At 70.8% G+C, this 21,152-nt stretch carries 18 protein-coding genes; 5 read left to right on the top strand and 13 right to left on the bottom strand.

All coding sequences use genetic code 11. The annotated features are described in order from the left end of the window. Positions 1-3: 3 nt before the first annotated feature. From MKL11_RS30060 to MKL11_RS30035, 6 genes are all read right to left on the bottom strand, one after another. Entirely contained in the window at positions 4-3,081 is a 3,078-nt protein-coding gene (locus tag MKL11_RS30060) for a ribonuclease E/G (RefSeq protein ID WP_243950489.1), read from the bottom strand. A 1,004-nt stretch (positions 3,082-4,085) separates the two neighbouring features. Then, a complete protein-coding gene (gene glcF / locus MKL11_RS30055; RefSeq protein WP_243950487.1) occupies positions 4,086-5,414 on the bottom strand; it encodes a glycolate oxidase subunit GlcF in 1,329 nt (442 codons plus the stop codon). A 2-nt stretch (positions 5,415-5,416) separates the two neighbouring features. Further along, positions 5,417-6,091 (bottom strand): hypothetical protein, encoded by a 675-nt coding sequence (locus MKL11_RS30050; RefSeq protein WP_243950485.1) that lies wholly within the window; start codon positions 6,089-6,091, stop codon positions 5,417-5,419. 10 nt (positions 6,092-6,101) lie between these two features. Continuing rightward, on the bottom strand, positions 6,102-7,289 hold the full coding sequence (locus MKL11_RS30045) for an FAD-binding protein (RefSeq protein ID WP_243950483.1): 1,188 nt from the start codon (positions 7,287-7,289) through the stop codon (positions 6,102-6,104). A 121-nt stretch (positions 7,290-7,410) separates the two neighbouring features. After that, positions 7,411-8,853, bottom strand: coding sequence for a lipopolysaccharide biosynthesis protein (locus MKL11_RS30040; RefSeq protein WP_243950481.1), 1,443 nt, complete (start codon positions 8,851-8,853; stop codon positions 7,411-7,413). 108 nt (positions 8,854-8,961) lie between these two features. Then, a complete protein-coding gene (locus MKL11_RS30035; protein ID WP_243950479.1) occupies positions 8,962-9,468 on the bottom strand; it encodes a GNAT family N-acetyltransferase in 507 nt (168 codons plus the stop codon). Positions 9,469-10,273: 805 nt separating this feature from the next. Here MKL11_RS30035 and MKL11_RS30030 point away from each other — a divergent pair. Next, entirely contained in the window at positions 10,274-11,440 is a 1,167-nt protein-coding gene (locus tag MKL11_RS30030; protein WP_243950477.1) for a type III PLP-dependent enzyme, read from the top strand. 130 nt (positions 11,441-11,570) lie between these two features. Beyond that, positions 11,571-12,122 (top strand): GNAT family N-acetyltransferase, encoded by a 552-nt coding sequence (locus tag MKL11_RS30025; RefSeq protein ID WP_243950475.1) that lies wholly within the window; start codon positions 11,571-11,573, stop codon positions 12,120-12,122. A 42-nt stretch (positions 12,123-12,164) separates the two neighbouring features. Here MKL11_RS30025 and MKL11_RS30020 read toward each other — a convergent pair whose 3' ends face one another. Continuing rightward, a complete protein-coding gene (locus tag MKL11_RS30020; protein ID WP_243950473.1) occupies positions 12,165-12,734 on the bottom strand; it encodes a PAS domain-containing protein in 570 nt (189 codons plus the stop codon). Positions 12,735-13,012: 278 nt separating this feature from the next. On the opposite strand from MKL11_RS30020, the gene dgcN reads away from it, so the two are divergent. Beyond that, a complete protein-coding gene (gene dgcN, locus MKL11_RS30015; protein WP_243950471.1) occupies positions 13,013-14,026 on the top strand; it encodes an N-acetyltransferase DgcN in 1,014 nt (337 codons plus the stop codon). Between the two features lies 1 nt (position 14,027). Then, positions 14,028-15,011: an N-acetyl-D-Glu racemase DgcA gene (gene dgcA, locus MKL11_RS30010; protein ID WP_243950469.1), complete on the top strand. Its 984-nt coding sequence runs from the start codon at positions 14,028-14,030 to the stop codon at positions 15,009-15,011. 129 nt (positions 15,012-15,140) lie between these two features. On the opposite strand, the gene MKL11_RS30005 is transcribed toward dgcA, so the two are convergent. From MKL11_RS30005 to MKL11_RS29995, 3 genes are all read right to left on the bottom strand, one after another. Further along, entirely contained in the window at positions 15,141-15,479 is a 339-nt protein-coding gene (locus MKL11_RS30005) for a DUF1491 family protein (protein WP_243950467.1), read from the bottom strand. A gap of 142 nt (positions 15,480-15,621) precedes the next feature. Beyond that, positions 15,622-16,326 (bottom strand): peptidoglycan-binding domain-containing protein, encoded by a 705-nt coding sequence (locus MKL11_RS30000; RefSeq protein WP_243950465.1) that lies wholly within the window; start codon positions 16,324-16,326, stop codon positions 15,622-15,624. A gap of 27 nt (positions 16,327-16,353) precedes the next feature. Continuing rightward, entirely contained in the window at positions 16,354-18,228 is a 1,875-nt protein-coding gene (locus tag MKL11_RS29995; protein WP_243950463.1) for a PAS domain-containing sensor histidine kinase, read from the bottom strand. A gap of 263 nt (positions 18,229-18,491) precedes the next feature. On the opposite strand from MKL11_RS29995, the gene MKL11_RS29990 reads away from it, so the two are divergent. Then, entirely contained in the window at positions 18,492-18,812 is a 321-nt protein-coding gene (locus MKL11_RS29990) for a hypothetical protein (protein WP_243950461.1), read from the top strand. A gap of 132 nt (positions 18,813-18,944) precedes the next feature. On the opposite strand, the gene MKL11_RS29985 is transcribed toward MKL11_RS29990, so the two are convergent. The 3 genes from MKL11_RS29985 to MKL11_RS29975 form a co-directional block, all read right to left on the bottom strand. Next, positions 18,945-20,075 carry a DUF2336 domain-containing protein gene (locus tag MKL11_RS29985; RefSeq protein WP_243950460.1) on the bottom strand — a complete coding sequence of 377 codons (1,131 nt, stop codon included), beginning with the start codon at positions 20,073-20,075 and terminating at the stop codon, positions 18,945-18,947. A gap of 120 nt (positions 20,076-20,195) precedes the next feature. Continuing rightward, positions 20,196-20,549, bottom strand: coding sequence for a hypothetical protein (locus MKL11_RS29980; protein ID WP_243950458.1), 354 nt, complete (start codon positions 20,547-20,549; stop codon positions 20,196-20,198). 71 nt (positions 20,550-20,620) lie between these two features. Continuing rightward, complete coding sequence (locus tag MKL11_RS29975; RefSeq protein WP_243950456.1) at positions 20,621-21,082, bottom strand: GNAT family N-acetyltransferase; 462 nt, start codon at positions 21,080-21,082, stop codon at positions 20,621-20,623. Positions 21,083-21,152: the final 70 nt, after the last annotated feature.

Raw genomic sequence — 21,152 nt, 5'->3', positions numbered from 1 at the left:
CGCTCACTCGCCGGTCAGGGCGGCCTTGGTGCGGGACCACCAGCCGGCGCGCTTGGGCCGGTCCGGATCGCTGGGCTGGGTCAGCACCACCGCGACCGGCTCGCGGGGCGGCGCGGGCTCCGCAGGCGCCGTCTCGGGCTGAGGCTCTGTCGGCGTCTCGGCCCGCTCCACGACCTGCGGCGCGGTCGCAACCGGCAGGTCGACAGCGACCTCGTCGTGGACGGGGGACGGCGCGGCCTCGACCGCCTCAGCCACCGCCTCGGCGCTCACCGGCTCCTCGGCCGACAGGGCGACCGCATCGGAGTCCGTCTCGGCGGAGACCTCCGCGTCGCCGCCATCGCGGGTGCGGCCCTCGGCGCGGCCGCGACCGCCCCGGCGGCCGCGACGACGGCGGCGCGTACCGTCCTCCTCGATCCGGGCGGACTCATCCGCACCGGCGACGGTCTCGTCGGCCTCAGCCCCCTCGGCGGCCACGGCCGCGACCGGGGCCTCGGCGGGCTCGTCAGATTCCGGGGCGTCCTCGGTGCCGCGCTCGTCGTCCTGGTCGTCCTCGTCCTGACGCTCGCCCTCGGCCTGGCCCTCCTCGGACCGGCCGTCCTGGCGGCCACCGCGCCGGCGGCGGCGACGACGGCGGCGGCGGCCGTCGCCCTCGTCGCGCGTCCCGTCTTCACGAGCGCCCTCGTCACGCGACCCCTCGGCGCGTTCCTCGGTCCGGCCCTCCTCGGCCTCGCCCTCGGCGTCCGCCTCGGCCTCGGCCTCGTCGGTCTCCTCGATCTCGTCCTCGTCCTCGAATTCCATGGCGGGCGAGATCGCCTGGGCGCGCACGCCGGTGACCGGGCCTTCCGCGCGCTGGGCCGGCTCGCCGCGGTCGAGCTGGAACGCCGTCGTCACCGCCAGCCGCTCGTCGGCCGCGATCGTGATGGTGACGCCGAAGCGGACCTCCAGCTCGCGCAGGTGCCCGCGCTTCTGGTTGAGGATGTACAGAGCCACCTCGGTCCGGGTGCGCAGGATCAGGTTGTGAGAGGCCGACTTGAGCAGCGCCTCCTCGATGGAGCGCAGGATGTGCAGTGCCACCGAGGCGGTGGCCCGCACGTAGCCCGAGCCGCCGCAATGCACGCACGGGATCGAGGACGATTCGAGCACGCCGGTGCGGATGCGCTGGCGGCTCATTTCCATCAGGCCGAAGGGCGAGATCCGGCCGACCTGGATGCGGGCGCGGTCGTTCTTCAGGCAATCGTTGAGCTTCTTCTCGACCGCGCGGTTGTTGCGCTTCTCCTCCATGTCGATGAAGTCGATGACGATCAGGCCCGCGAGGTCGCGCAGGCGCAGCTGGCGGGCGACCTCCTCGGCCGCCTCCAGGTTCGTGCGCAGGGCGGTATCCTCAATGTCGTGCTCACGGGTCGAACGGCCCGAGTTCACGTCGATCGAGACCAGCGCCTCGGTCGGGTTGATGACCAGATAGCCGCCGGATTTCAGCGAGACGTGGGTCGAGAACATCGCGTCGAGCTGCTGCTCGACGCCGAAGCGGGCGAAGATCGGGGTCGAGTCGCGATAGGGCTTCACGACCTTGGACTGGCCGGGCATCAGCATCCGCATGAAGTCCCTGGCCTCGGCATAGGCTTCCTCGCCGGAGACCAGCACCTCGTCCAGGTCCTTGTTGTACAGGTCGCGGATCGCCCGCTTGATCAGCGAGCCCTCCTCGTAGACCAGGGCCGGCGCCATCGAGGTCAGGGTCAGCTCGCGGACCGACTCCCAGAGCCGCATCAGGTACTCGAAGTCCCGGGCGATCTCGGGCTTGGAGCGCGAGGCGCCGGCGGTGCGCAGGATCACGCCCATGCCGTCCGGCACCTCCAGGTCGGCCACGACCTCCTTGAGGCGCTTGCGGTCGGCCGCCGAGGTGATCTTCCGGGAGATGCCGCCGCCGCGGCCGGTATTGGGCATCAGCACCGAGTAGCGGCCGGCGAGCGACAAATAGGTGGTGAGCGCCGCGCCCTTGGTGCCGCGCTCCTCCTTGACCACCTGCACCAGGATGATCTGGCGGCGCTTGATCACCTCCTGGATCTTGTAGTGGCGGCGATAATGGCGCGGCCGCTCCGGAATCTCCGCCAGCGCGTCGCCGTTGCCGCCGACCTGGGCGATCCGGGGCTCGGCGTCGGGGTCGTCGGAATCCTCATCCGACTCCTCGTCGGACTCGTCCTCGTCATCCTCGTCCGAATCGTCTTCGTCCTCGTCGTCCTCGGACTCCTCGTCTTCCAGATCGGCCTCGTCGTCGGCCTCTCCGATCGCGGTCGCGCCGCGGACGGACGACGCCTCGGCGGCATCCTCGGCGATCGTCTCGGCCGGCGCGTCGGCGACGGTCAGGGCCTCGGCCACGGCGACAACGGCCTCGGGCTCGACCGTGCCGTCATGGTCCGTCGCCTGCTGTCCGGCGACCGGCGCGGCCTCGGCGGGCGCGGGGATATCCCCGGCGGCGGTCTCGGAGGCGATGGCCTCCTGCACGGCTTCCGGGTTTTCGGCGAGGGTGTCGGGCAGGCCGGCGGCGGCCTCGGCCTCATGCCCCTCCGCGCGATCCCCGGCCTGCACGGTCTCGATGTCCGAAGACTCGGCAGCCTGCGGAAGCTCCGAGTCCTGCACGAGCTCCGAATCCTGCCGGGCCTCCAGATCCTGCGGGGCCTCGGACGCATCCTCGGCGCTCACCGTCTCGTCGGTGCGCGAGCGGGCCTCGGCGCGGCGGCCGCGGGAGCGGCGGGGCGAGCGGCGGCGGCGCTCCTCGCGCTCGCGATGCTCCTCGGCGTCTCGGGCCTCGTCCTCGAGCAGCGCCTGCCGGTCGGCCAGCGGGATCTGGTAATAGTCGGGGTGGATCTCGTTGAAGGCGAGGAAGCCGTGGCGGTTGCCGCCATACTCGACGAAGGCCGCCTGGAGCGACGGCTCCACCCGGGTGACCTTGGCGAGATAGATGTTGCCGCGCAGCTGGCGCCGGTTGGCGGCCTCGAAGTCGAACTCCTCGACCCTAGACCCGTGGACCGTGACGACCCGGGTCTCCTCCGGGTGCATCGCGTCGATCAGCATTTTGTTGGCCATGTCGGACTCTCGGCATGGCGGCCGACGTCGTTCTCCGTGCCCGTGGTCCCGGCGGCGCCTCGCCCGACCTCACTGTGGTCGCGCATGGAGCCGGCCTCGTCGCCGAGGCGGCTGGGTTCGAGGGGAAATTGCCGTCAACCGCCGTTCGGCGCCCTGGGCGCCTGGGGTTGAACTTGGCCGGTAGGGGGAACGGGCCGGTGCGACGCAGGTTCTGCGCCTCCGGGGCACGCGCAGCGCCATGCTGGGCCGTGCATCCGTCCATCCTGGTTCCGACCTCGCGAAACAATCTCGGCCGGGTGAGACCGGCCGTGAATTCCTGGATGCGGCGAAGGATCTCCACCGCGTCGTGCGACACCTGCCCGATCGGGAAAGACACCCGTCGCCGCAAGGCAGGCTCAAAAAAATCCCGCCGCGACGCCGCGTCCGTTTTCTCGAAGGAATTCGGCCGCGTCCGCAAGCCGTTACGACGGCCGGCGGGACCGGAGAAGGGTCAGTATCATTACAGACGGCCGCGGGGATTTGGCAAGGGTCAAGCGCGGGACGATGTCACGGGATCGTCATGGCGCGAGGGCGGGGCGCTCCGGTGCTGCCGGGGGGATTTTTCATTGGGTCCGGCAGCGGACGCTTTAGGCACGCGCTCTCTACTATCCCGCAGAGCGACGATGTTCGCGCATCGCTGACGGGACGAGGGCAACGGTCTGACCCACGCGCGATTCCCTCCCCCCTCTGCGGGGGAGGGTGGCCCCCAAAGGGGGTCGGGAGAGGGGACTGACGGTGCAGAACTAGGCTTTGCCCGTCATGCCGGTCGCGCCTTGTTCTGAACCCGGGTTCCCCTCTCCCGACCCGGCCTGACGGCCGGCCCACCCTCCCCCGCAGAGGGGGGAGGGAAGGCGCGTATCGGCGTCGGAGCGACTTCTTTTGCAGCCGAGACCCATCCGGACCGCGTTCTGTGAATCCGCCAGCCCGCACAAGGAGAGGGCCGGCGCCGGTATCCGGCCGCAGCCCTACTCCGCCGCCTCCAGCCGCGGCGCGACCCCGTCCAGCGCGGCCGGCTTCGGGCCGCCGGTGGCCCAGTCCAGCAGCTCCACCGTGTGCACGATCGGGATGCCGGTGCCCTTCCCGATCTGGGTGGCGCAGCCGATATTGCCGGTGGCGATCACGTCGGGGCGGAGGCGCTCGATATTGGCGACCTTGCGGGCCCGCAGCTTCGCGGCGAGCTCGGGTTGCAGGATGTTGTAGGTCCCGGCCGAGCCGCAGCAGATATGGCCCTCCGGCACGTCCTTGACGGTGAAGCCGGCGCGCTTGAGCAGGGTCTTCGGCTCTGTCCGGATGCCCTGGCCGTGCTGCATCGAGCAGGCCGAGTGGTAGGCCACCACAAGGTCGCTCTCCACGGTCGCCGCCAGGTCGAGCTGCGCCACGTACTCGGTCACGTCCTTGGCGAGGCTCGAGACCCGCTGCGCCTTCGCGGCGTAGGCCGGGTCGTCGCGGAACATGAAGCCGTAATCCTTGATGGTCGTGCCGCAGCCCGAGGCCGTGACCAGGATCGCGTCGAGGCCCTTGGCGATCTCCGCGTCCCAGACATCGATCGTGTGCTTGGCGTGGGCGTGGGACGAGGCCTCCTTGCCCATGTGGTGGGTGAGCGCCCCGCAGCAGCCGTCCGCGGCGTGGACGACCTCGATCCCGTGCCGGTTGAGCAGCCGGATCGCCGCCGCGTTGAAGTCCGGCCGCAGGACGCTCTGCGCGCAGCCGCGCAGCAGGGCGACGCGCTTGGTCGCTTGGCCGCCTTCCGGGGGAAAACGTCCGACCCGGTTGGTCGGCTCGCTGCCGGGCAGGCGCGCCGGGGCGAGGTCGAGCATCGCGGCCAGCCGGTTCCCCACCCGCGGCAGCCGCGCCACGAGCCCGCGGAAGGGCGTGCCGAGCTTGGCAGCGACCAGGGCCAGCCGGAACCGGTTCGGATAGGGCAGCACCTGCGCCAGCAGGGCGCGCAGGAACCGGTCGCCCGCCGGACGCGCGAAGGTCGTCTCGATATGCGCCCGGGCGTGGTCGACGAGGTGCATGTAATGCACGCCCGACGGGCAGGTGGTCATGCAGGACAGGCAGGACAGGCAGCGGTCGATGTGCTTGACCACCTCCTGGGAGGCCGGCTTGCCGCCCTCCAGCATGTCCTTGATCAGGTAGATCCGCCCGCGCGGGGAATCGAGCTCGTCGCCGAGCAGGAGGTAGGTCGGGCAGGTCGCCGTGCAGAAACCGCAATGCACGCAGGTCCGCAGGATCTTCTCCGACGCCGCCATGGCGGGATCGGCGAGCTGGGCGAGGTTGAAATTGGTCTGCATGATTATTGGGGCTCGGCGGTAATATAAAAACAGGCTACGGAGAAGCCCTTTACCAACGTATTGTCATCTTCCGAGTCATTTTCGGAAGTTACATAAGTGATATCCTCGGCTTCGTTTAGAATTTTTTCTTTCACATGGACAGTAATATTTTGATCGTACTTCGCCTCAAATTCCGATTTTATATCAGCGGAGATTTCAAAACTTGATTTCCGCTGGCCGCTTTTTATCGGTCTAATGGCGACAACGCAGCCAAATCTTAAACATCCGTGAGGGCGGCCATATTTCTCCATAAGAGCACAAACACGTTCGAAATTTCGCGAAAGATTGCTGTAACTTAGATGCCTTTTGACTTCAACGACGCCTTTAATATTTCCGATTCCCTCAAAGTATGCTATATCGACTCGCGGGCTGCCTTGTAAAATTGCACGCGGCCTGCCTTTTTTTCTCACGGCAATATTGGAATATAATTCAATTTTTTCGAAGGGCATTTCAAGGTAGATCCACGCATTTCTGCCGCCTGTCCTACCATTTTCGATTATAGATCGCGATATATTCGCGCATGCCATAAATTCTATGCCAGCATCATGTATTGTTTGATCTGACGACCAATCAAGATATTCCTCACTGGCGCGATGGAAGCCATTTATTATTGCATCTATCATTTCCTGTTTATTCATAGTCGGCTCATTAAACCCCCGCGTACATCCGGCCCGGGTTCAGCACCCCGGCGGGATCGTGCGCCGTCTTGATCCCGGCGGTGATCCGCATCAGCGGCTCCGCCAGGGGCTGGAACACCGGCACAGCGGCCCGGACCGCATCGGGCGCGCGCACCAGCGTGGCGTGGCCGCCCTGGTCCCGCAAAGCGGCGCGCACGACCGAGGCGCCGGCATCACCGGCCGACCCGGTGGCCAGCCAGATCAGGCCGCCGCCCCAATCGTAGAACCAGCGGGCCTCGCGCTGAGCCGCGATCGCCGCCACCAGGGCCGGCCCGTGCGTCGGGGCCGTCGAGATCCGCCACAGGGCGGCGTCCTTGGGCTCGGCGAGCGGGGCCGCGTCGCGCACCGCCCGCCACAGGGCGGCGCCGGCCGCGCCCTCCAGCAGATGAGGCGCTCCGAAGCGCTTGAGCAGGCGGCGCAACTCGCCGGTCCGGTAATCGATCGACTCCGAAAACCCTTCGAGGCGCATCAGCGTCCTTGCCTCGGGGGCGCCGAGCCCGGCCGGCAGGTGCGCCGCGCCGGTGAGCTCGAAGGGTGAGCCGAGGGCCGCCGCCAGGGCCGCGACCGCGCGGGCGTCGTCGAGGCCCGAGAACACCAGGGTGGCGACCCGCTCGCAGGCCGGCAGAACCTTGAAGGTCACCTCGGTCAGCAGCCCGAGGGTGCCGTGGGCGCCGGCCATCAGCTTCACCAGGTCGAGCCCGGTGACGTTCTTCATCACCCGGCCGCCCGACTTGATCGCCTCGCCGCGCCCGTTGACGAAGCGCACGCCAATCAGGCTGTCGCGGGCCGCCCCGGCATTGATCCGGCGGGGGCCGGCATTGTTGGTCGCCGCCACGGCGCCGAGGGTCGGCGCGCCTTCGGTGCCGTAGATCGTGCGAAAGTCCATCGGCTCGAACGGCAGCATCTGGCCCCGGGAGGCCAAGAGTGCCTCGACCTCGGCCAGCGGCGTGCCGGCGCGGGCCGCCACCACCATCTCGGCGGGTTCGTAGAGCGTCACGCCGGTGAGCTTTTGGGCCGAGAGCGTGGCGGTATCCTGGGCTGGCCGGCCGAGCCCCGCGGCGGTGCCGCCGCCGGCCAGCCGCAGGCGCTCGCCGCGCCCGGACGTCGCCCGCACGATCTCTTCCGCCTCCGCCTCGGTGCCGGGCTCGTAGCCGCCCATCGTCTCCGCCCCGGTTCTTTTTGGACTTGTTCCAGAACCGGTTTCGCCGGAACCGGCGGCGGATTCAAGCGGAGGCGGCGTCGCGGGCTTGGCGAAGCGCGAAAGTTGAAAATCCGGTGGGCTACTCCGCCGCGATGGTCCGGCCCGGGCGCAGGCGCCCGGCGACCTGCCGGCGCAGGCCGGCGATGTCGAAGATCCAGACCAGCGCCCCGTAGAGCGCCGCCCCGGCCGGGACCAGCACCGCCAGGGCGGCGGCGGGCGGCAGGTGCCGGAACGGCGCGAGCGCCAGCCCCATCGCCCCGCAGGCGAGCGCCGCCGCGCCGATCTGGCCCCAGGGCAGCAGGATCCGCTCCGGGCCGGTCAGCGCCCGCCAGCCGAGCCAGAGCGCGGCGGCGGCGAGACCCATGGTCTGGGCCAGGGCGACGCCCATCCCGCCCATCAGCTCGGGCAGCAGCAGCAGGCCGGCGCCGTTGACCGCGAGCCCGACCAGGGCGGCGGCGATCACGGGCAAGGTCCGGCGGCGGATCTGGAAGACCGGGTTGAGGGCGTAGAACATCATCGACAGGCAGAACAGGCCGGGCATCAGCGCGACGCTGTAGCTTTCGAACGGGCCGCGATAGGCGTCCGGTACCACCAGTCCTTGGAGAGCCGGCAGCACCGCCCAGAACCCGACCGCGCAGGGCGCCAGCAGGGCGAACACCGTGCCGGCATTCTCGGCGACCTGCGCCTCGGCCGCCGCGCGGCCGTGCTGCTCCTCGGCCTGGACGGCGAATTGGAACAGCAGCAGGTCCAGCGCGGTGCCGAGCGTCATCAGCGACCGCGAGGTGACATCGGCGGCGAGCGCGAAATAGCCGGCCTCGGCGAAGCCGGCATGGCCGGCGATCGCACCCCGGTTCACGAAAGCGAGGCACTGGTAGGCGGTGTTGGCCGCGATCAGCGGCAGGCCGTAGCGGGCGAAGACGCCCCAGGTCGCGGTCAGGCGCGGCCGCTCGAACGGATGTTCGGGGTCGCGCAGCGGGTGGCGCAGCAGCACCACGGCGGCGAGCTGGCTGAGCCCCGCCGCCGCCAGCACCCAGGCCGGCTGCGGCAGCCACCAGGCGGCCGCGGCCATCAGCACGAAGGCCAGGACGTTCTTCACGGCCACGAGGCCGAGATAGAGCTTTCCGTCGAACCGGGCCCGGGCGAGCGCCGCATGGTAGTCGAACACCCCGATCCCGAGGGCGGCGAGCCCGGTGCCGCACAGGACCGCCTCGCGTCCGGCCGCGCCGCCGCCGAAGCCGAACGCCCCGCACAGGGCGGCGGCGCAGAGCAGCAGCAGGCCGATGCGCAGATAGGCCCGGTCGAGCCCGTGGCGGATCCAGGGCTCGTCCACCCGCACGCGGCCCGAATAGAACCGCGTCGCCGAGAGCCGCAGCCACTCGAACAGCACCGTGTTGAGCACGATCGCCCCGGTGGTCGCCAGGGCGAACCGGCCGAAATCCGCCGGCCCGAGCAATTGGGCGATCAGCAGACCGAGGACGAAGTTGAGCCCCGCATTGATCACGAAGGCGGCGATCACGGCCATGGACGGCGCCTCATGCGCGGCGAGGTTCTTCGGGCTGCCCCGGGATGTAGGGTGGGACCCGTAAGACTCTCCTAACGGGGCGGGATCAGGGCGAGGGCCGAGGGGCCTCTAAAGCCCGCGCTCGTAGCGCCAGGCTTCCATCCCGTCTTCATAATAGGCGGGGATCACGGCGAAGCGGCTGTAGCCCCGGCGCTGGTAGAGGCGGATCCCGGCGCCGTTGTCGGCGCGGACTTCGAGGCGCAGGCGGTCGCAGCCGTGGGCGCGGGCCTCGGCCTCCGCGGCGTCGAGGAGCTTGCCGCCGAGCCCGAGGCCGCCGCGGTTGGGCGCCACCGCGATCGAGGCGAGGCGGGCGATCCGGCTGCCGCGCCGGCGCTCCAGCACCGCCGCGCCGACCAGGACCGGCTCCCGATCCCCGTCCGACCCCGGGATCAGGGCCGCCAGCACATCCATGCTGGGGGACAGGATCGCGTGGCGGATCGCCCGGCGCTCGGCCCGGTCGGTGGCGAAGGCGGCGTGCTCCAGGGCGACCAGGGCGTCGAGATCGGCGAGGCCGGCCGTCCGGATCGCCGGCTCCGGCAACGCGTCTCCGTTCGGGTCGCGCGCGAGGGTGTTCACGGGGGGGCTCACGCCCGGGCCGAAGCGCCGGAGCGCGCGGCGACCGGGAAGCCGGTTCGGAGCGCGCTGTGGGGTTCGCGGGCGACGCGATCGGGCTCGGCTCTCGATCTGTTCGGCCCGGCCATCGCACGCTCGTCTGAAGGACATCGCTCCGGCGGTCAGATGCCCGCTTCCGGACCGCTTGGGAAGCCCGCGCGGCCCGGGCGGGGCACCCGGAATGCGCCGTTTTTGCAACGGCGGGGACGGAGGCGGAATTTGGCGGGGAAATAAGGGGTGATCGGCGCCCAATCCCCTTGTTGTCGGGGGGCGTTCTCCGTATATGCGCCGTGCCCAATTTCGCACGTGCCTGTGGCCGCGTGCCGGTTGGTGGGCATCCGGTCAACTGCCGGACAGCCGCCAGGGGTCTTAAAGGATCGATGGTCGCAAGGGTGGATCCCTACGGCCGGCATCCAGGTGGCGACACCGGACCCCGACAACAACCGGCAGCCGGAGGCGAAACCGGCGAACCCCGCTCTCCACGGGGGACGCAGCTTAAAGCAACGACGAACGGGCTTTTTTGGTCTCGTCGGCCCTCCAAAGGTCGGCACCGAAGAGGCTTGTTTCTCTTTGCCCGGCGTGCGGTGGGGGTCCTCCCTTCCAATCCACGGCAGCTTCCGGGTGCTCTGCGCCCGCCTGGATCGACGCGTCTCCAAAGCGCGTGGGTCCGCGCGACGCATCGCCCCCTGACGCCGGCGGCCCGTTGGGCCGTCACATCGACAGCGCGCCCGCAGGACGGGCGCCCGCGAACCCGTGCCGGGAGACGACCATGACCGATCGCATCCGTGATTTCCTGCGCGTGCGCCGTGACCTCGGTCAGGACGAGGGGCCCGTGATGGTCCTCGACCTCGATGTCGTGCGCGACAACTACACCGCCTTCGCGCGCTCCCTGCCGGACACCCGCGTGTTCTACGCGGTCAAGGCCAACCCGGCCCCCGAGGTGCTGCGCCTGCTCGCCGAGATGGGCTCCTGCTTCGACACCGCCTCGGTCGCCGAGATGGAGATGGCGCTGGCCGCCGGCGCCACCCCGGACCGGATCTCCTTCGGCAACACCATCAAGAAGGAGCGCTGCATCGGCCGCGCGCTCAAGCTCGGCATCCGCCTGTTCGCGGTAGATTGCCAGGCCGAGGTCGACAAGATCGCCCGGGCCGCCGAGGCCGTGGACATCGCGGCCTCCGACGTGCGCGTGTTCTGCCGCATCCTGTGCGACGGCGCCGGTGCCGACTGGCCGCTGTCGCGCAAGTTCGGCTGCGTGCCCGAGATGGCGACCGACGTGCTCGAGCACGCCCACCGGCATGGGCTGGAGGCTTACGGCATCTCGTTCCATGTCGGCTCGCAGCAGGGCAACACCGAGGCCTGGGACGGGGCGCTGGGTTCCGCAGCGGCGATCTTCCGCGAATGCGCCGAGCGGGGCATCGGCCTGTCGATGGTCAATCTCGGCGGCGGCTTCCCGACCAAGTACCTCAAGGCGGTGCCGGGCGTGGAGAGCTACGGCGAGGCGATCTTCCGCGGCCTGACCAAGCATTTCGGCAACCGGATCCCGGAGACGATCATCGAGCCGGGCCGCGGCATGGTCGGCAATGCCGGCCTGATCGAAGCCGAGGTCGTGCTGGTCTCGAAGAAGTCCGCCGACGCCGACGAGGTGCGCTGGGTCTATCTCGACATCGGCAAGTTCGGCGGGCTGGCCGAGACCATGGACGAGTCGATCCGCTACCCGATCCGCACCACCCGGGACGGGGACCGGACCGAGCCCTGCGTCATCGCCGGGCCGACCTGCGACTCGGTCGACGTGCTCTACGAGCGGCAGCTCTACCCGCTGCCTGTCTCGCTCTCGATCGGCGACAAGGTCCTGATCGAGGGCACGGGTGCCTACACCACCACCTACGCGGCGGTGGCGTTCAACGGCTTCCCGCCCCTCCAGCAGATCGTGATCTGATTTTTTTCGGCCTGTTCCGGCGGCCCCCCGGCCGCCGGGCATCGATCTCCAAACGTGCAGGGATGGGGCGCGCTCGGCCCTCCATCCAAAAAAAGCTTCTCCCGCTTGCCGGCCCGGGGAGGGCGCAGTCATGATCGAGATCCGCGCGGAGCGCATCCAGGATGTCCCGGCGCGCGAGCGCCTGCTCGACGCGTGCTTTGCCGGCAATCGACGCGCCAAGACCTCGGAGCGCCTGCGCGAGGGGCGTCTGCCCGCCCGCGGCCTCGCCTTCGCGGCGACCCGGCGCGGACGCCTCGTCGGCACCCTGCGGCTGTGGCACGTCGAGGCCGGCCTCGCCCGTCCGGCGCTGCTGCTCGGGCCGCTGGCGGTCGATCCGGAGATCCAGGGCCAGGGGCTCGGCTCGGTGATGATGCAGGCCGCGCTGGGCCGGGCGGAGTCGCTCGGCCACGGCGCCGTGCTGCTGGTGGGTGATGCGCCGTACTACGTCCGGTTCGGCTTCGATCCCGCGCTGGCGGAGGGCCTCACCCTGCCGGGCCCGTTCGAGCGCGCCCGTTTCCTCGGCCTGGAGCTGCGCCCGGGGGCACTCTCGGGCGCCGAGGGGATGGTCCGGGCCACGGGTGTCCTCGCTCCGGTCGAGACGGTGTCGGACGAGGCCGCGGTCGCGCGACGACGCGCCGCCTGATTTCTCACCTCAGGGCCGGTCCCGGTGAGCGTGGGGCCTGTCTCAGTGGATTGTCTCGCCAGTCTCGATCATTGCCGGGGCGGGCAGAGCCGTCATCTTCTGCGCGATCTCCTGACCGACCCGGAACAGGGCTTCCCGCAGGGGCGCGAGCGCCGACTTGCCGCCATCCACCTCGATGAGACCGTGTGCGATCAGCAGATGGTCGGCCACGAGGTCGAGGGTCGAGACCGGCGCCGTCGAAGGGCGCGGCGGCGGCGGGACGAAGCGGCCGAGGCCACCCTGCGCCTCGGTCTCGCTGCCGCCGGGCGCGAGCTCGGTGATCGAGCCGAGGAAGCCCAGAAAGGTGTTGTTCGGCGGCCCGTAGGAGGGTACCGCCCCGGCCGCCGCCCAAATCGACCCGCCCCCGTCGCGGGACAGGCGAAACCGGACGACGAATTCCGCCTGGGCCTGCGCCGCCTCCTTGATGACCGCCCGCAGCACCGCGCCGTCCTCGGCGTTGAGCCGCTCGAACCAGCCCTGCCCGACGGCATTGCGGCTGTCCTGCCCGGTGAGGCCGTGCCATTCGGGGCTGACATAGGTCAGGGCCCCCGCGGCGTCGGTCATGAAGATCATCGGAGGGCCTCCGGTTGCGGATGGCGGCTCGATCGGCACAATTCGCGAATCGGAAGCACGAGGTGCATCGGCAATCGCGCTCGGAGGCGGCCCGTTCCGGACGACGCGGGCCGAAAGCGCGATTCGTGCGCCGGAATCCGCCGCTGCGCGGTGCCGCATGCCGACGATGCGCCCGACGGCGGTGGCGTCCACCGTCCTGGCCGCCATCGTGCATTGCGCCTGGCGGTCGCGATCCCGCATAGACGGGCCGCCGGCTTCCCCAGAAGGCTTATCGACCGATGCATATCGCCACGCCTTATCTGATGTTCCTGGGCGACGTGCCCGACACGCTGGCGGCCAAGACCGCCTACGGCATCAAGGACTGGCGCCCGGACTGGTGCGTCGGCCAGATGCGGCTGCCCGGCTGCGCCGCCGATCTCGGCATTCCTGACATGACCCTGCCCGAGGCCTTGGCCAAGGGCTGCCGCACGTTGGTGATCGGCGTCGTTAACGCGGGCGGCGTGCTGCCGGACCATTGGATCCAGGAGATCGTGGCGGCGCTCGAGGCCGGGCTCGATGTGGCGAGCGGCCTGCACGTCAAGCTCGGCGCGGTCCCGGCCATTGCGGAGGCCGCCGCACGGCGCGGCCGGCAGCTCCACGACGTGCGCCACACCGACGAGCGCTTCCCCACCGGCAAGGGCACCAAGCGCGCGGGCCGGCGCCTGCTCACCGTCGGCACCGACTGCTCGGTGGGCAAGAAGTACACCGTGCTGGCCCTGGAGCGCGGCATGCGCGAGCGCGGTCTCGACGCGGATTTCTGCGCCACCGGCCAGACCGGCGTGTTCATCTCCGGCCGGGGTGTCGCCATCGACGCCGTGGTGGCCGATTTCATCTCCGGCGCCGTGGAATCGATCTCGCCCGAGGCCGCCCCGAATCACTGGGACCTGATCGAGGGCCAGGGCTCGCTGTTCCACCCGTCGTTTGCGGGCGTCAGCCTCGGGCTGCTGCACGGCGCACAGGCCGACGCTTTCGTGGTCTGCCACGAGCCCACCCGCACGACGATGCGCGGCGTGCAGCATCCGCTGCCGACCCTCCAGCAGGTGATCGACCTCACCGTGCAGCTCGGCAGCCTGACCAACCCGGCGATCCGCCCGGTGGGGATCTCTGTGAACACGCAGGCGCTGGGCGATAGCGAAGCGAAGGTGCTCTTGGAAAAACTCGCCGCGGAGCACGGCCTGCCCGCCACCGACCCGGTGCGCTTCGGCGTCGCCGGGCTGGTCGACCGGATCGTCGCCGACTTCCCGGAGGTCTGACATGGCCCGCCGCCTGACCCTGTCCGTCGAGCGCTTCCCGATCGCCGGCGCGTTCACGATCTCCCGGGGCAGCCGAACCGAGATTGCCGTGGTGGTGGCGACGATCACGGACGCGAACGGGGTCGGGCGCGGCGAATGCGTGCCGTATCCGCGCTACGGTGAGAGCGTCGAGAGCGTCGTCGCGCTGATCGAGGGGCAGGCGGATGCGATCGGCGCCGGGATCGGGCGGGACGAGCTCACGGCACGGATGCAGGCGGGCGCGGCCCGCAACGCCCTCGACTGCGCGCTGTTCGACCTCGAAGCCAAGCTCCAGGGCCGTCGGGCCTGGGAGATCGCGGGGCTGTCCGCTCCCGCTCCGGCGGTGACCGCCTACACGCTCAGCCTCGGCACGCCGGAGAGCATGGGCGAGGCCGCCCGGGCGGCGTCCCACCGGCCGCTGCTCAAGGTCAAGCTCGGCGGGGAAGGCGATCCCGCGCGCATCGCCGCCGTGCGGGCGGGCGCGCCGCAAGCGCGGCTGATCGTCGACGCCAACGAGGCGTGGCGGCCGGAGACCGTGGAAGCCAACCTCGCGGCCTGCCTGGAGGCCGGCGTCGCGCTGATCGAGCAGCCGCTGCCGGCCGATGCGGACGGGCTGCTCGCGGAGATCCCGCATCCGGTCCCGGTCTGCGCCGACGAGAGCCTGCACGACCGCGCCGGCCTCGACGCGCTGGCCGGCCGCTACGACGCGATCAACATCAAGCTCGACAAGACCGGCGGCCTCACCGAGGCGATCCTGCTCGCCCGCGAGGCCCGGGCCCGGGGCCTCTCCGTGATGGTCGGCTGCATGCTCGGCACCTCGCTCGGCATGGCGCCAGCGACGCTGCTGGCGGCGCAAGCCGACTTCGTCGACCTGGACGGCCCGCTGCTGCTCGCCCGCGACCGCGACCCGCCGCTGCATTACGACGGCAGCATCGTGCATCCGCCGGAGCCCGATTTGTGGGGGTAGGGGGGACGACTTGATCGGTTGAGGGGATAGCTGCCGACCCCACGCCGAAGCGAGCCGCAAATATGGCCTGATCTCGATGTCGGCAGTCCAAGTATTTTCTGACAACTTCCTGATTGGCGAGAGGCAAATCTACTCCGCCAATTCCAAAAAATGCCGCCCCGCCCGATCATCGATCTCGATGATCCATAGATCGGAATCGAACCGGATTTCCTTGGTCAGCCGCTCCTCGACATCGAGTGGCGTGCCGCCCGTGACCAGCGCGGTGAAGCGGCGGTCGCCGCTGTCCTCGGCCTCGAACAGGGCCTGAGGGGCGGGGCCGTAGAGGTCGGCGGTGCCGTCGAGGCGGTCGACCTTCACGAAGATCGCGCCGGCCTCAGGTGAGCCGCGCCGCCGTAGCACCGCCGGGATGCCCTCGACCCCGAGGCGGCGCAGGTGGGCGGAAACCCAGAAATCGGAGCGCAGGCGCATGGGTGTCGGGCCTCCCGGGAGCGGGACGCCGCCGGTCTCGTTCACCTACAGCCTCGTGCCGGATATCGGAACCGGCTCGAGGCTGTCGGTCCCTGAGTCCGCATCGTCCCGAAAGCCGGTGGCCACCTTTCGGGACGATGCGCTAGCCCTGGCCGGCGCGGGAGATCAGCGCGCGCAGGGTCCGGCCCGTGGCCTCGCCGGTCACCGGCAGCTTGGCGCCGCGCTCGAATTTTTCGATCGCCGCCCGCGTGCCCGGCCCCATGGCGCCGTCGGGCTTGATCGGATAGCCGAGCTTCGACAGCGCCTTTTGCGCCTTGAGCACCGGATCCGCGTCCGTCTCGGGCTTCCCCGTTTTCGCGGACGCCTTGGGAGCCTCTTTCGGCGCCGGCTTGGCGGGGGTCCGGGCCGGAATGGCCCGGGGCGTCACCGAGGCGGTGGTCTCGTCGGAGCGGATCAGATCGGCGATCGGGTCCCGGGCGGCCTGCTTGGCGGGGGCGGCCCGATCGGGCTGCGTCGGCTCCTTGGCGACGTCCCGCATCGCCTCCTTCGGGGCGGGTATCGCCTCGCGGGGGGCGGGGGCCTTCTGGGCCGCGACCTTGGGCAGGATCGGCGCCGGATGGCGGCCGGATTGATGGCCCAGCGCGTTGAAGCAGATGAAGCCCGCCGCACCCACGGCCACGACGCTGCTCAGCACCGTGCCCGGGCTGTTCCGGCACGAGGCGCCGGTGGCCTTCATCGCTCCCACGAGGACGCCGCGCCAATCGCTCGGGACGGCGGCGCGGCGCGGCGCCGGGCGGCGGGGGGCGCGCGCCTCGCCCGGGACGGTGATCTCGCGGTAGCCTGACATCGTGTCTCCTTCTCGCGGATCGATGGCTCAGCCGGCCCGGCGCAGGGTCGGCTCCGTGGTGGCGGGTTCCGCGTCGAACAGGCCGAGCGGCAGGCGCACCACCGCCCGGCGCGGGGGGCTGTCGCCCCGCACGGCGGTGCGGATCGGGGCGGGGCCGGCGGCGGCCGCCGGATCCCGGCAGACCAGGGGCAGCGTCACGGTCACGACGGTGCCTGCCTGGGGGGCGCTCTCGATCATCATGGTGCCGCCATGCAGGCCGACCAGGCCCTGCACCACCGAGAGGCCGAGGCCGGTCCCCTCGTGCTGGCGCTTGTAGCCGCCGCTGCCGGCCTGGAAGAACGGCGTGCCGAGCTTGGGCAGGTCGCCCTCGCCGACGCCGACGCCGGTATCGGCCACGACGATATCCAGCCCGTAAGGGCCGGGGCGCAGGGACAGGTCGACCCGTCCGCCCCGCGGGGTGAACTTCACCGCGTTCGAGATCAGGTTGATCAGCACCTGACGGCACGCGCTCGGATCGGCGGTGATCTCGATCGGGCCCGGCACGGCGGCAGCCAGGGTCACACCCGCGGCCTCGGCCTTGAGGCGCATCAGGTCGCAGCAGGAGCGGACCAGGGCGGCGGCGTCGAAGGTCTCCGGTGCGTAATCGAAATTGCCGCTCTGGATCCGGCTCATGTCGAGGAGCGTGTTGACGACGCCGAGCAGGTGGTGGCCGGAGGCGCCGATGATCCCGGCATAGTCCCGGGCCTGATCGGGGCTGAGCGTGATCGCGCCTTCGCCGGCCAGAACCTCGGAGAACCCGATGATCGCGTTGAGCGGCGTGCGCAGCTCGTGGGTGACGTTGGCCAGGAACCGCCCCTTGATCGCGTCGGCGCGCTCGGCCTCGGCGCGGGCGTGCTCCAGCTCTTCCGCGTGGCGGTGATGCTCGGTCATGTCGCGGGTCACCGCCACGACGGTCATGGCCGCGTCGTGGGGGCCGTGCGCGATCCGGTGGGCGCGCATCTCGGCATGGATCAGGCTGGCGCCGTCGGGCCGGCCGGCGGCTGGCTCGACATGGAGGCGCAGGGGCAGGGTGGCGGGCCGCCCGGTCGCGGCGACGTCGCTCACCGCCTTGAGGAAGGCCGGCCGGTCGGCGACGTGGACCCGCTCCAGCAGGCCGTGGCCGCGCAGCCGCGCCGCGTCGCAGCCGACTAGGCGGCTCGCCGACATCGAAGCCTCCAGCACCCGGCCATTGCGGTCGTGCCAGGTTACGAGATCGTCGATCGCCGACAGCAGCAGCCGGTCGCGAGCCTCGTTGTCGCGCAGCCGCTCGCGCCACGCGCCCTCGTTGCGCATGTGCTCCAGGGCCTGAGCGGCGAGGTGGCCGATCGCCGTGATCGCGAAGACCGGAAGGGCGATGCTCGCCGAGATGTCCATCACCGGGACGGTGCCGGCCCAGGAACCGAGGGAAACGACGCCCAGCACGCCGAGCACGGCCAGGAGGGACGCGGCAGCCGTGGCGCGCATCGAACCGGAGACCAGGGCCTCCAGGGGGATCGCCACCAGCCAGACCGCCGCCGGGGAGGCGGCTCCGCCGGTGAGGCCCGCGAGGCAGACCACCAGCCCGGTCAAGCCGGCCGACGAGATCGCGTGTGCCACCCAGAGGGATCCGGTGCGGGCGAGCAGCACGGCGGCCAGCACCGGCAGCAGCAGGCTGGCGATCGCCAAAACCTCGATGCCTGACGGGACTCCGCGCCAGAGCAGGTAGGGCGGCAGCGCCGCCATCATGACCACGCCGGTGGCCAGCCGCAACACCAGGAAGCGCTCGTGCCGGAACCGCACGCTCGCGTCGTCCGCCACGGATTCGTGGACGAGACCCGCGAGGCGGTCGTCGAGCAGAGACGTCAGGGCTTTTTTAACAGGCAAGGCTCACACGCGCCGCGGTGAATGCCAATCGACATTTCCCGCGCCTCCGGCTCGACTTCAAAACGACTACCGGACAGTCGCAGGGGCGGCTTAAACGAGTGTTGCGGGACTTTGCCGAATGCGCGGGATGCTTTCCGTAAGGTAACCAGCCGCCCGGGAACGTCCTTCGTTCACCATGGCGCGCAAAAACCAGACGCGGTTGAGGTGGAGTTCACGAAACCGGGCGGATTTTCGCGGTCGAGACCCGCGAAGGAGCCCGTCCGATGACCTTCCTGCTGCGTGCCGCGCTGGTGATCGGTGCGCTGTCGTACCTGGCGCTGCTGCGCCACGGTGCGGATCCGGCCGCGGAGACCCGCAAGCTCACAGGATCGGTGGCCGCGGGCGCCAAGGCGACGCTGCCGGCCGCCCTCGATGCGGTGCCTGCCGAGACCCGCGATCGGGCCGTGCGCGCGGTGCTCGCCCGGGGCCTGATGGCGGAGCTGAGCCGCCGCGCCGGCGTGGACGAGCCGGAGCCCGCCTCGAACGACACGCTGGAAGCCTCCGACCGGCAGCCCGCCTGGCGGGGGCACGCGGAGCCGCGCTGATCCCACGGACAACATGGGGTTCCCAAAGGGCGAGCCCCTTGGCGGGTTGTCAGGGCGGAGCCCTGATGCAGAAGGGCTCCGCCCTTCACCCGCAAAAGGGCTGAGCCCTTTTGGATCCCTGACTTTCGTGCCTCAGCCGGCCTCGCCGCTCGTCGCCCGCAAGGGACGCATCGGCAGGGGCGGGCGCTGGGCGCCGGCACGCTCGGAGCCTTGGCGCAGCTTGGCCTCCGGACCGTGCAGCGGCTGGTGGGCCTCGCTCCGGCTCCGCTCGGGCAGGAGGGTATCGAGGATCGCCGCGATCAGGTCGCGGGAGGCCGGTCGGCTGACGGTGCGGAACAGGCGGACCAGGCCGGCCACCCGCTCGGCGGAGCGGGCCACGCCCTGGTTGAGGGTGAGGAAGATGTAGACCGCCTCCTCCTCGTGCAGGCCGGCGGCGCGCAGGCCGAGCGTCAGCAGGTCGTAGCGCGCGCCCGGATCGGCGACCACGGTGAGGAAGTCGTGGGCGACGCCGAGGCCGTCGGCCAGGGCCGCGATGAAGGTTGGGACGTCCTGGGAGGCCGAGAGGCCGGTCAGGGTTTCGCCGAGGCCGCGCGGCGGGGGTGGGCAGGGGCGCAGGGCGGCGGTGGCCTCGACGGTCCGGCCGATCACCTCGCGGCGGATCGGGTCGGCATGCAGGTAGAGGGGCACGAGGTCGGCGGACGAGACATCCGGGCGGGTGAGCAGCAGCCGCGCCAGTTCGGCGACGCCGCGGCCGCGGCTCACGAGGCGAGCTAGCGCCGCCCCGCGCAGGGTGATGCCGACATTGGCGGCCAGGGCCAGGTCGATCTCCGGGCGGCCCTCGCGGGAGAGCTCGTCCACCGCCTCGCGGCTCAGCCCGACCCGGGCGGCGATGCGGGCGGCGATGTCGGAGCCGTCGGCCAGCGCAGCCTCGATCAGCCGGTGGCTCAGCACGGGGGCGAGCTTCACCACCGTTTCGCGGACGGCGCCGCCCCGCATGGCCAGCGCTTCCAGAACCGCGGGCGGCGTCTCCGGAAAGGCGGCGAGCTTGTTGGCCACGACCTGGGCGGTCTCGTCGTCCACCCGGGGGATCAGGCCGCAGGCCAGGGACTCGAAGATCTCGATCTCGGCCCGGTCCCGGCCGGGTGCCCGAACGAACAGGTCGGTCTGCACCCGGAGGATCACCGGCTTGAGATCGAGATTCTCGATCCGTGCCAATTCGAGGAGCCCGGACAAGTCCGGCGGAGCGTCGACGGATGGGGGCATGAGGATCGGTTTACGCAAGACTGCAGTAAGCTCACGCTAACCGCATCGACGTGAATCGACCTTTAAGCCGCCCCCACCGGGGCCGTGCCGTCCTGCATCATCCCGGGACCCCTGCCGGGTTCAGTGCGTCAGCCAGAGGGCGAGGGTCAGCACCACCGCGATCGCCGCGATGGCGCCCGCGAAGGCCGGCGTGATCCAGGGCGTGCGCCGCTGCATGATGCCGGCCGCGGCCTTCTCCGACGGTGCCCGCTCGTTCTGCCGTGCGAGGCGGACTTCCTGCGAGGTCGGCGGCGCCCCTCCGGCCTCCTCACAGGTGCCGAGCGGGGCGGCTCCGACATCCACATGCGAGACCTTGTCGCCGGTCCGGCCGCTGTCGATGTCGCCCTTGAGCTGCGCCGAGGTCGGGTTTTCGGAGTCCGGCGGTGGACCGGCCTGCAGGTTCCCGGGGGAGGGTGGGGTCTCGGATCTCAGCATCGGTGGAACTCCAGTATTCCCGGGTCAACGCCCAATCCTGGCCGCCGGCTGGGCTCATGATGTCGCGGATCTCAAGTCTCCGTCGATCCTCGCTTCAGCAACGGGCGCGTGAGGCTTTGCCCCTCCTCCGTGAAGCCGGCGGCGGTGGCGAAGGCGTGCAGCGCCTCCTGCCCGGAGCCGACGTTCAGGACCAGACGCTCGCAGCCGGCCTGCCGGGCCGCCCGCGCCGCCGCCTTCAGCAGCACGCGGCCGATGCCCCGGCGCCGGGATTCCGCCGCGACGACGAGGGTGGTGATCAGGCCCAGGGCCTTGACGGCCTCGAGGGTGCGCATGGGAGCGAGCGCGATCAGACCGCTCGGCGGACCCCATTCCACCGCGACCAAGGCCGTGCCGCCGCTGCCTTGAAGGGCGTCGAGCCGGGCGGCGAGATCCGCCGCAGCGACCGCGACGCCGGCCTCAGCCAGCAGCTCCGCGAGTCCCGCAGCATCGGGTCCCGCGGCGGCACGGATCTCCAGCCCGTAGCGATTGCCCAATCCCTGCTCCCGTACCCTGCTGCCGGGCGTTCAACGCAGGTCCGCGCACATCGGTCGCGTCCGGTCGGTC

It is taken from the genome of Methylobacterium sp. J-077 (assembly GCF_022829365.1).
In the GTDB taxonomy this organism is placed as follows: Bacteria; Pseudomonadota; Alphaproteobacteria; order Rhizobiales; family Beijerinckiaceae; genus Methylobacterium.
Note: the sequence above shows the minus strand (reverse complement) of the source record. Positions and strands in the feature narration are given on the sequence as shown.

Excerpts from the sequence above, each read along its gene's own strand:
- MKL11_RS30025 (WP_243950475.1), top strand. The coding sequence starts at position 11,571 with ATGATCGAGATCCGCGCGGAGCGCATCCAGGATGTCCCGGCGCGCGAG.
- dgcA (WP_243950469.1), top strand. The coding sequence starts at position 14,028 with ATGGCCCGCCGCCTGACCCTGTCCGTCGAGCGCTTCCCGATCGCCGGC.
- MKL11_RS30060 (WP_243950489.1), bottom strand. The coding sequence starts at position 3,081 with ATGGCCAACAAAATGCTGATCGACGCGATGCACCCGGAGGAGACCCGG.
- MKL11_RS30040 (WP_243950481.1), bottom strand. The coding sequence starts at position 8,853 with ATGGCCGTGATCGCCGCCTTCGTGATCAATGCGGGGCTCAACTTCGTC.
- MKL11_RS30000 (WP_243950465.1), bottom strand. The coding sequence starts at position 16,326 with ATGTCAGGCTACCGCGAGATCACCGTCCCGGGCGAGGCGCGCGCCCCC.
- MKL11_RS30030 (WP_243950477.1), top strand. The coding sequence starts at position 10,274 with ATGACCGATCGCATCCGTGATTTCCTGCGCGTGCGCCGTGACCTCGGT.
- MKL11_RS30005 (WP_243950467.1), bottom strand. The coding sequence starts at position 15,479 with ATGCGCCTGCGCTCCGATTTCTGGGTTTCCGCCCACCTGCGCCGCCTC.
- MKL11_RS29990 (WP_243950461.1), top strand. The coding sequence starts at position 18,492 with ATGACCTTCCTGCTGCGTGCCGCGCTGGTGATCGGTGCGCTGTCGTAC.
- MKL11_RS30050 (WP_243950485.1), bottom strand. The coding sequence starts at position 6,091 with ATGAATAAACAGGAAATGATAGATGCAATAATAAATGGCTTCCATCGC.
- MKL11_RS30045 (WP_243950483.1), bottom strand. The coding sequence starts at position 7,289 with ATGGGCGGCTACGAGCCCGGCACCGAGGCGGAGGCGGAAGAGATCGTG.
- MKL11_RS29985 (WP_243950460.1), bottom strand. The coding sequence starts at position 20,075 with ATGCCCCCATCCGTCGACGCTCCGCCGGACTTGTCCGGGCTCCTCGAA.
- dgcN (WP_243950471.1), top strand. The coding sequence starts at position 13,013 with ATGCATATCGCCACGCCTTATCTGATGTTCCTGGGCGACGTGCCCGAC.
- glcF (WP_243950487.1), bottom strand. The coding sequence starts at position 5,414 with ATGCAGACCAATTTCAACCTCGCCCAGCTCGCCGATCCCGCCATGGCG.
- MKL11_RS30020 (WP_243950473.1), bottom strand. The coding sequence starts at position 12,734 with ATGATCTTCATGACCGACGCCGCGGGGGCCCTGACCTATGTCAGCCCC.
- MKL11_RS29980 (WP_243950458.1), bottom strand. The coding sequence starts at position 20,549 with ATGCTGAGATCCGAGACCCCACCCTCCCCCGGGAACCTGCAGGCCGGT.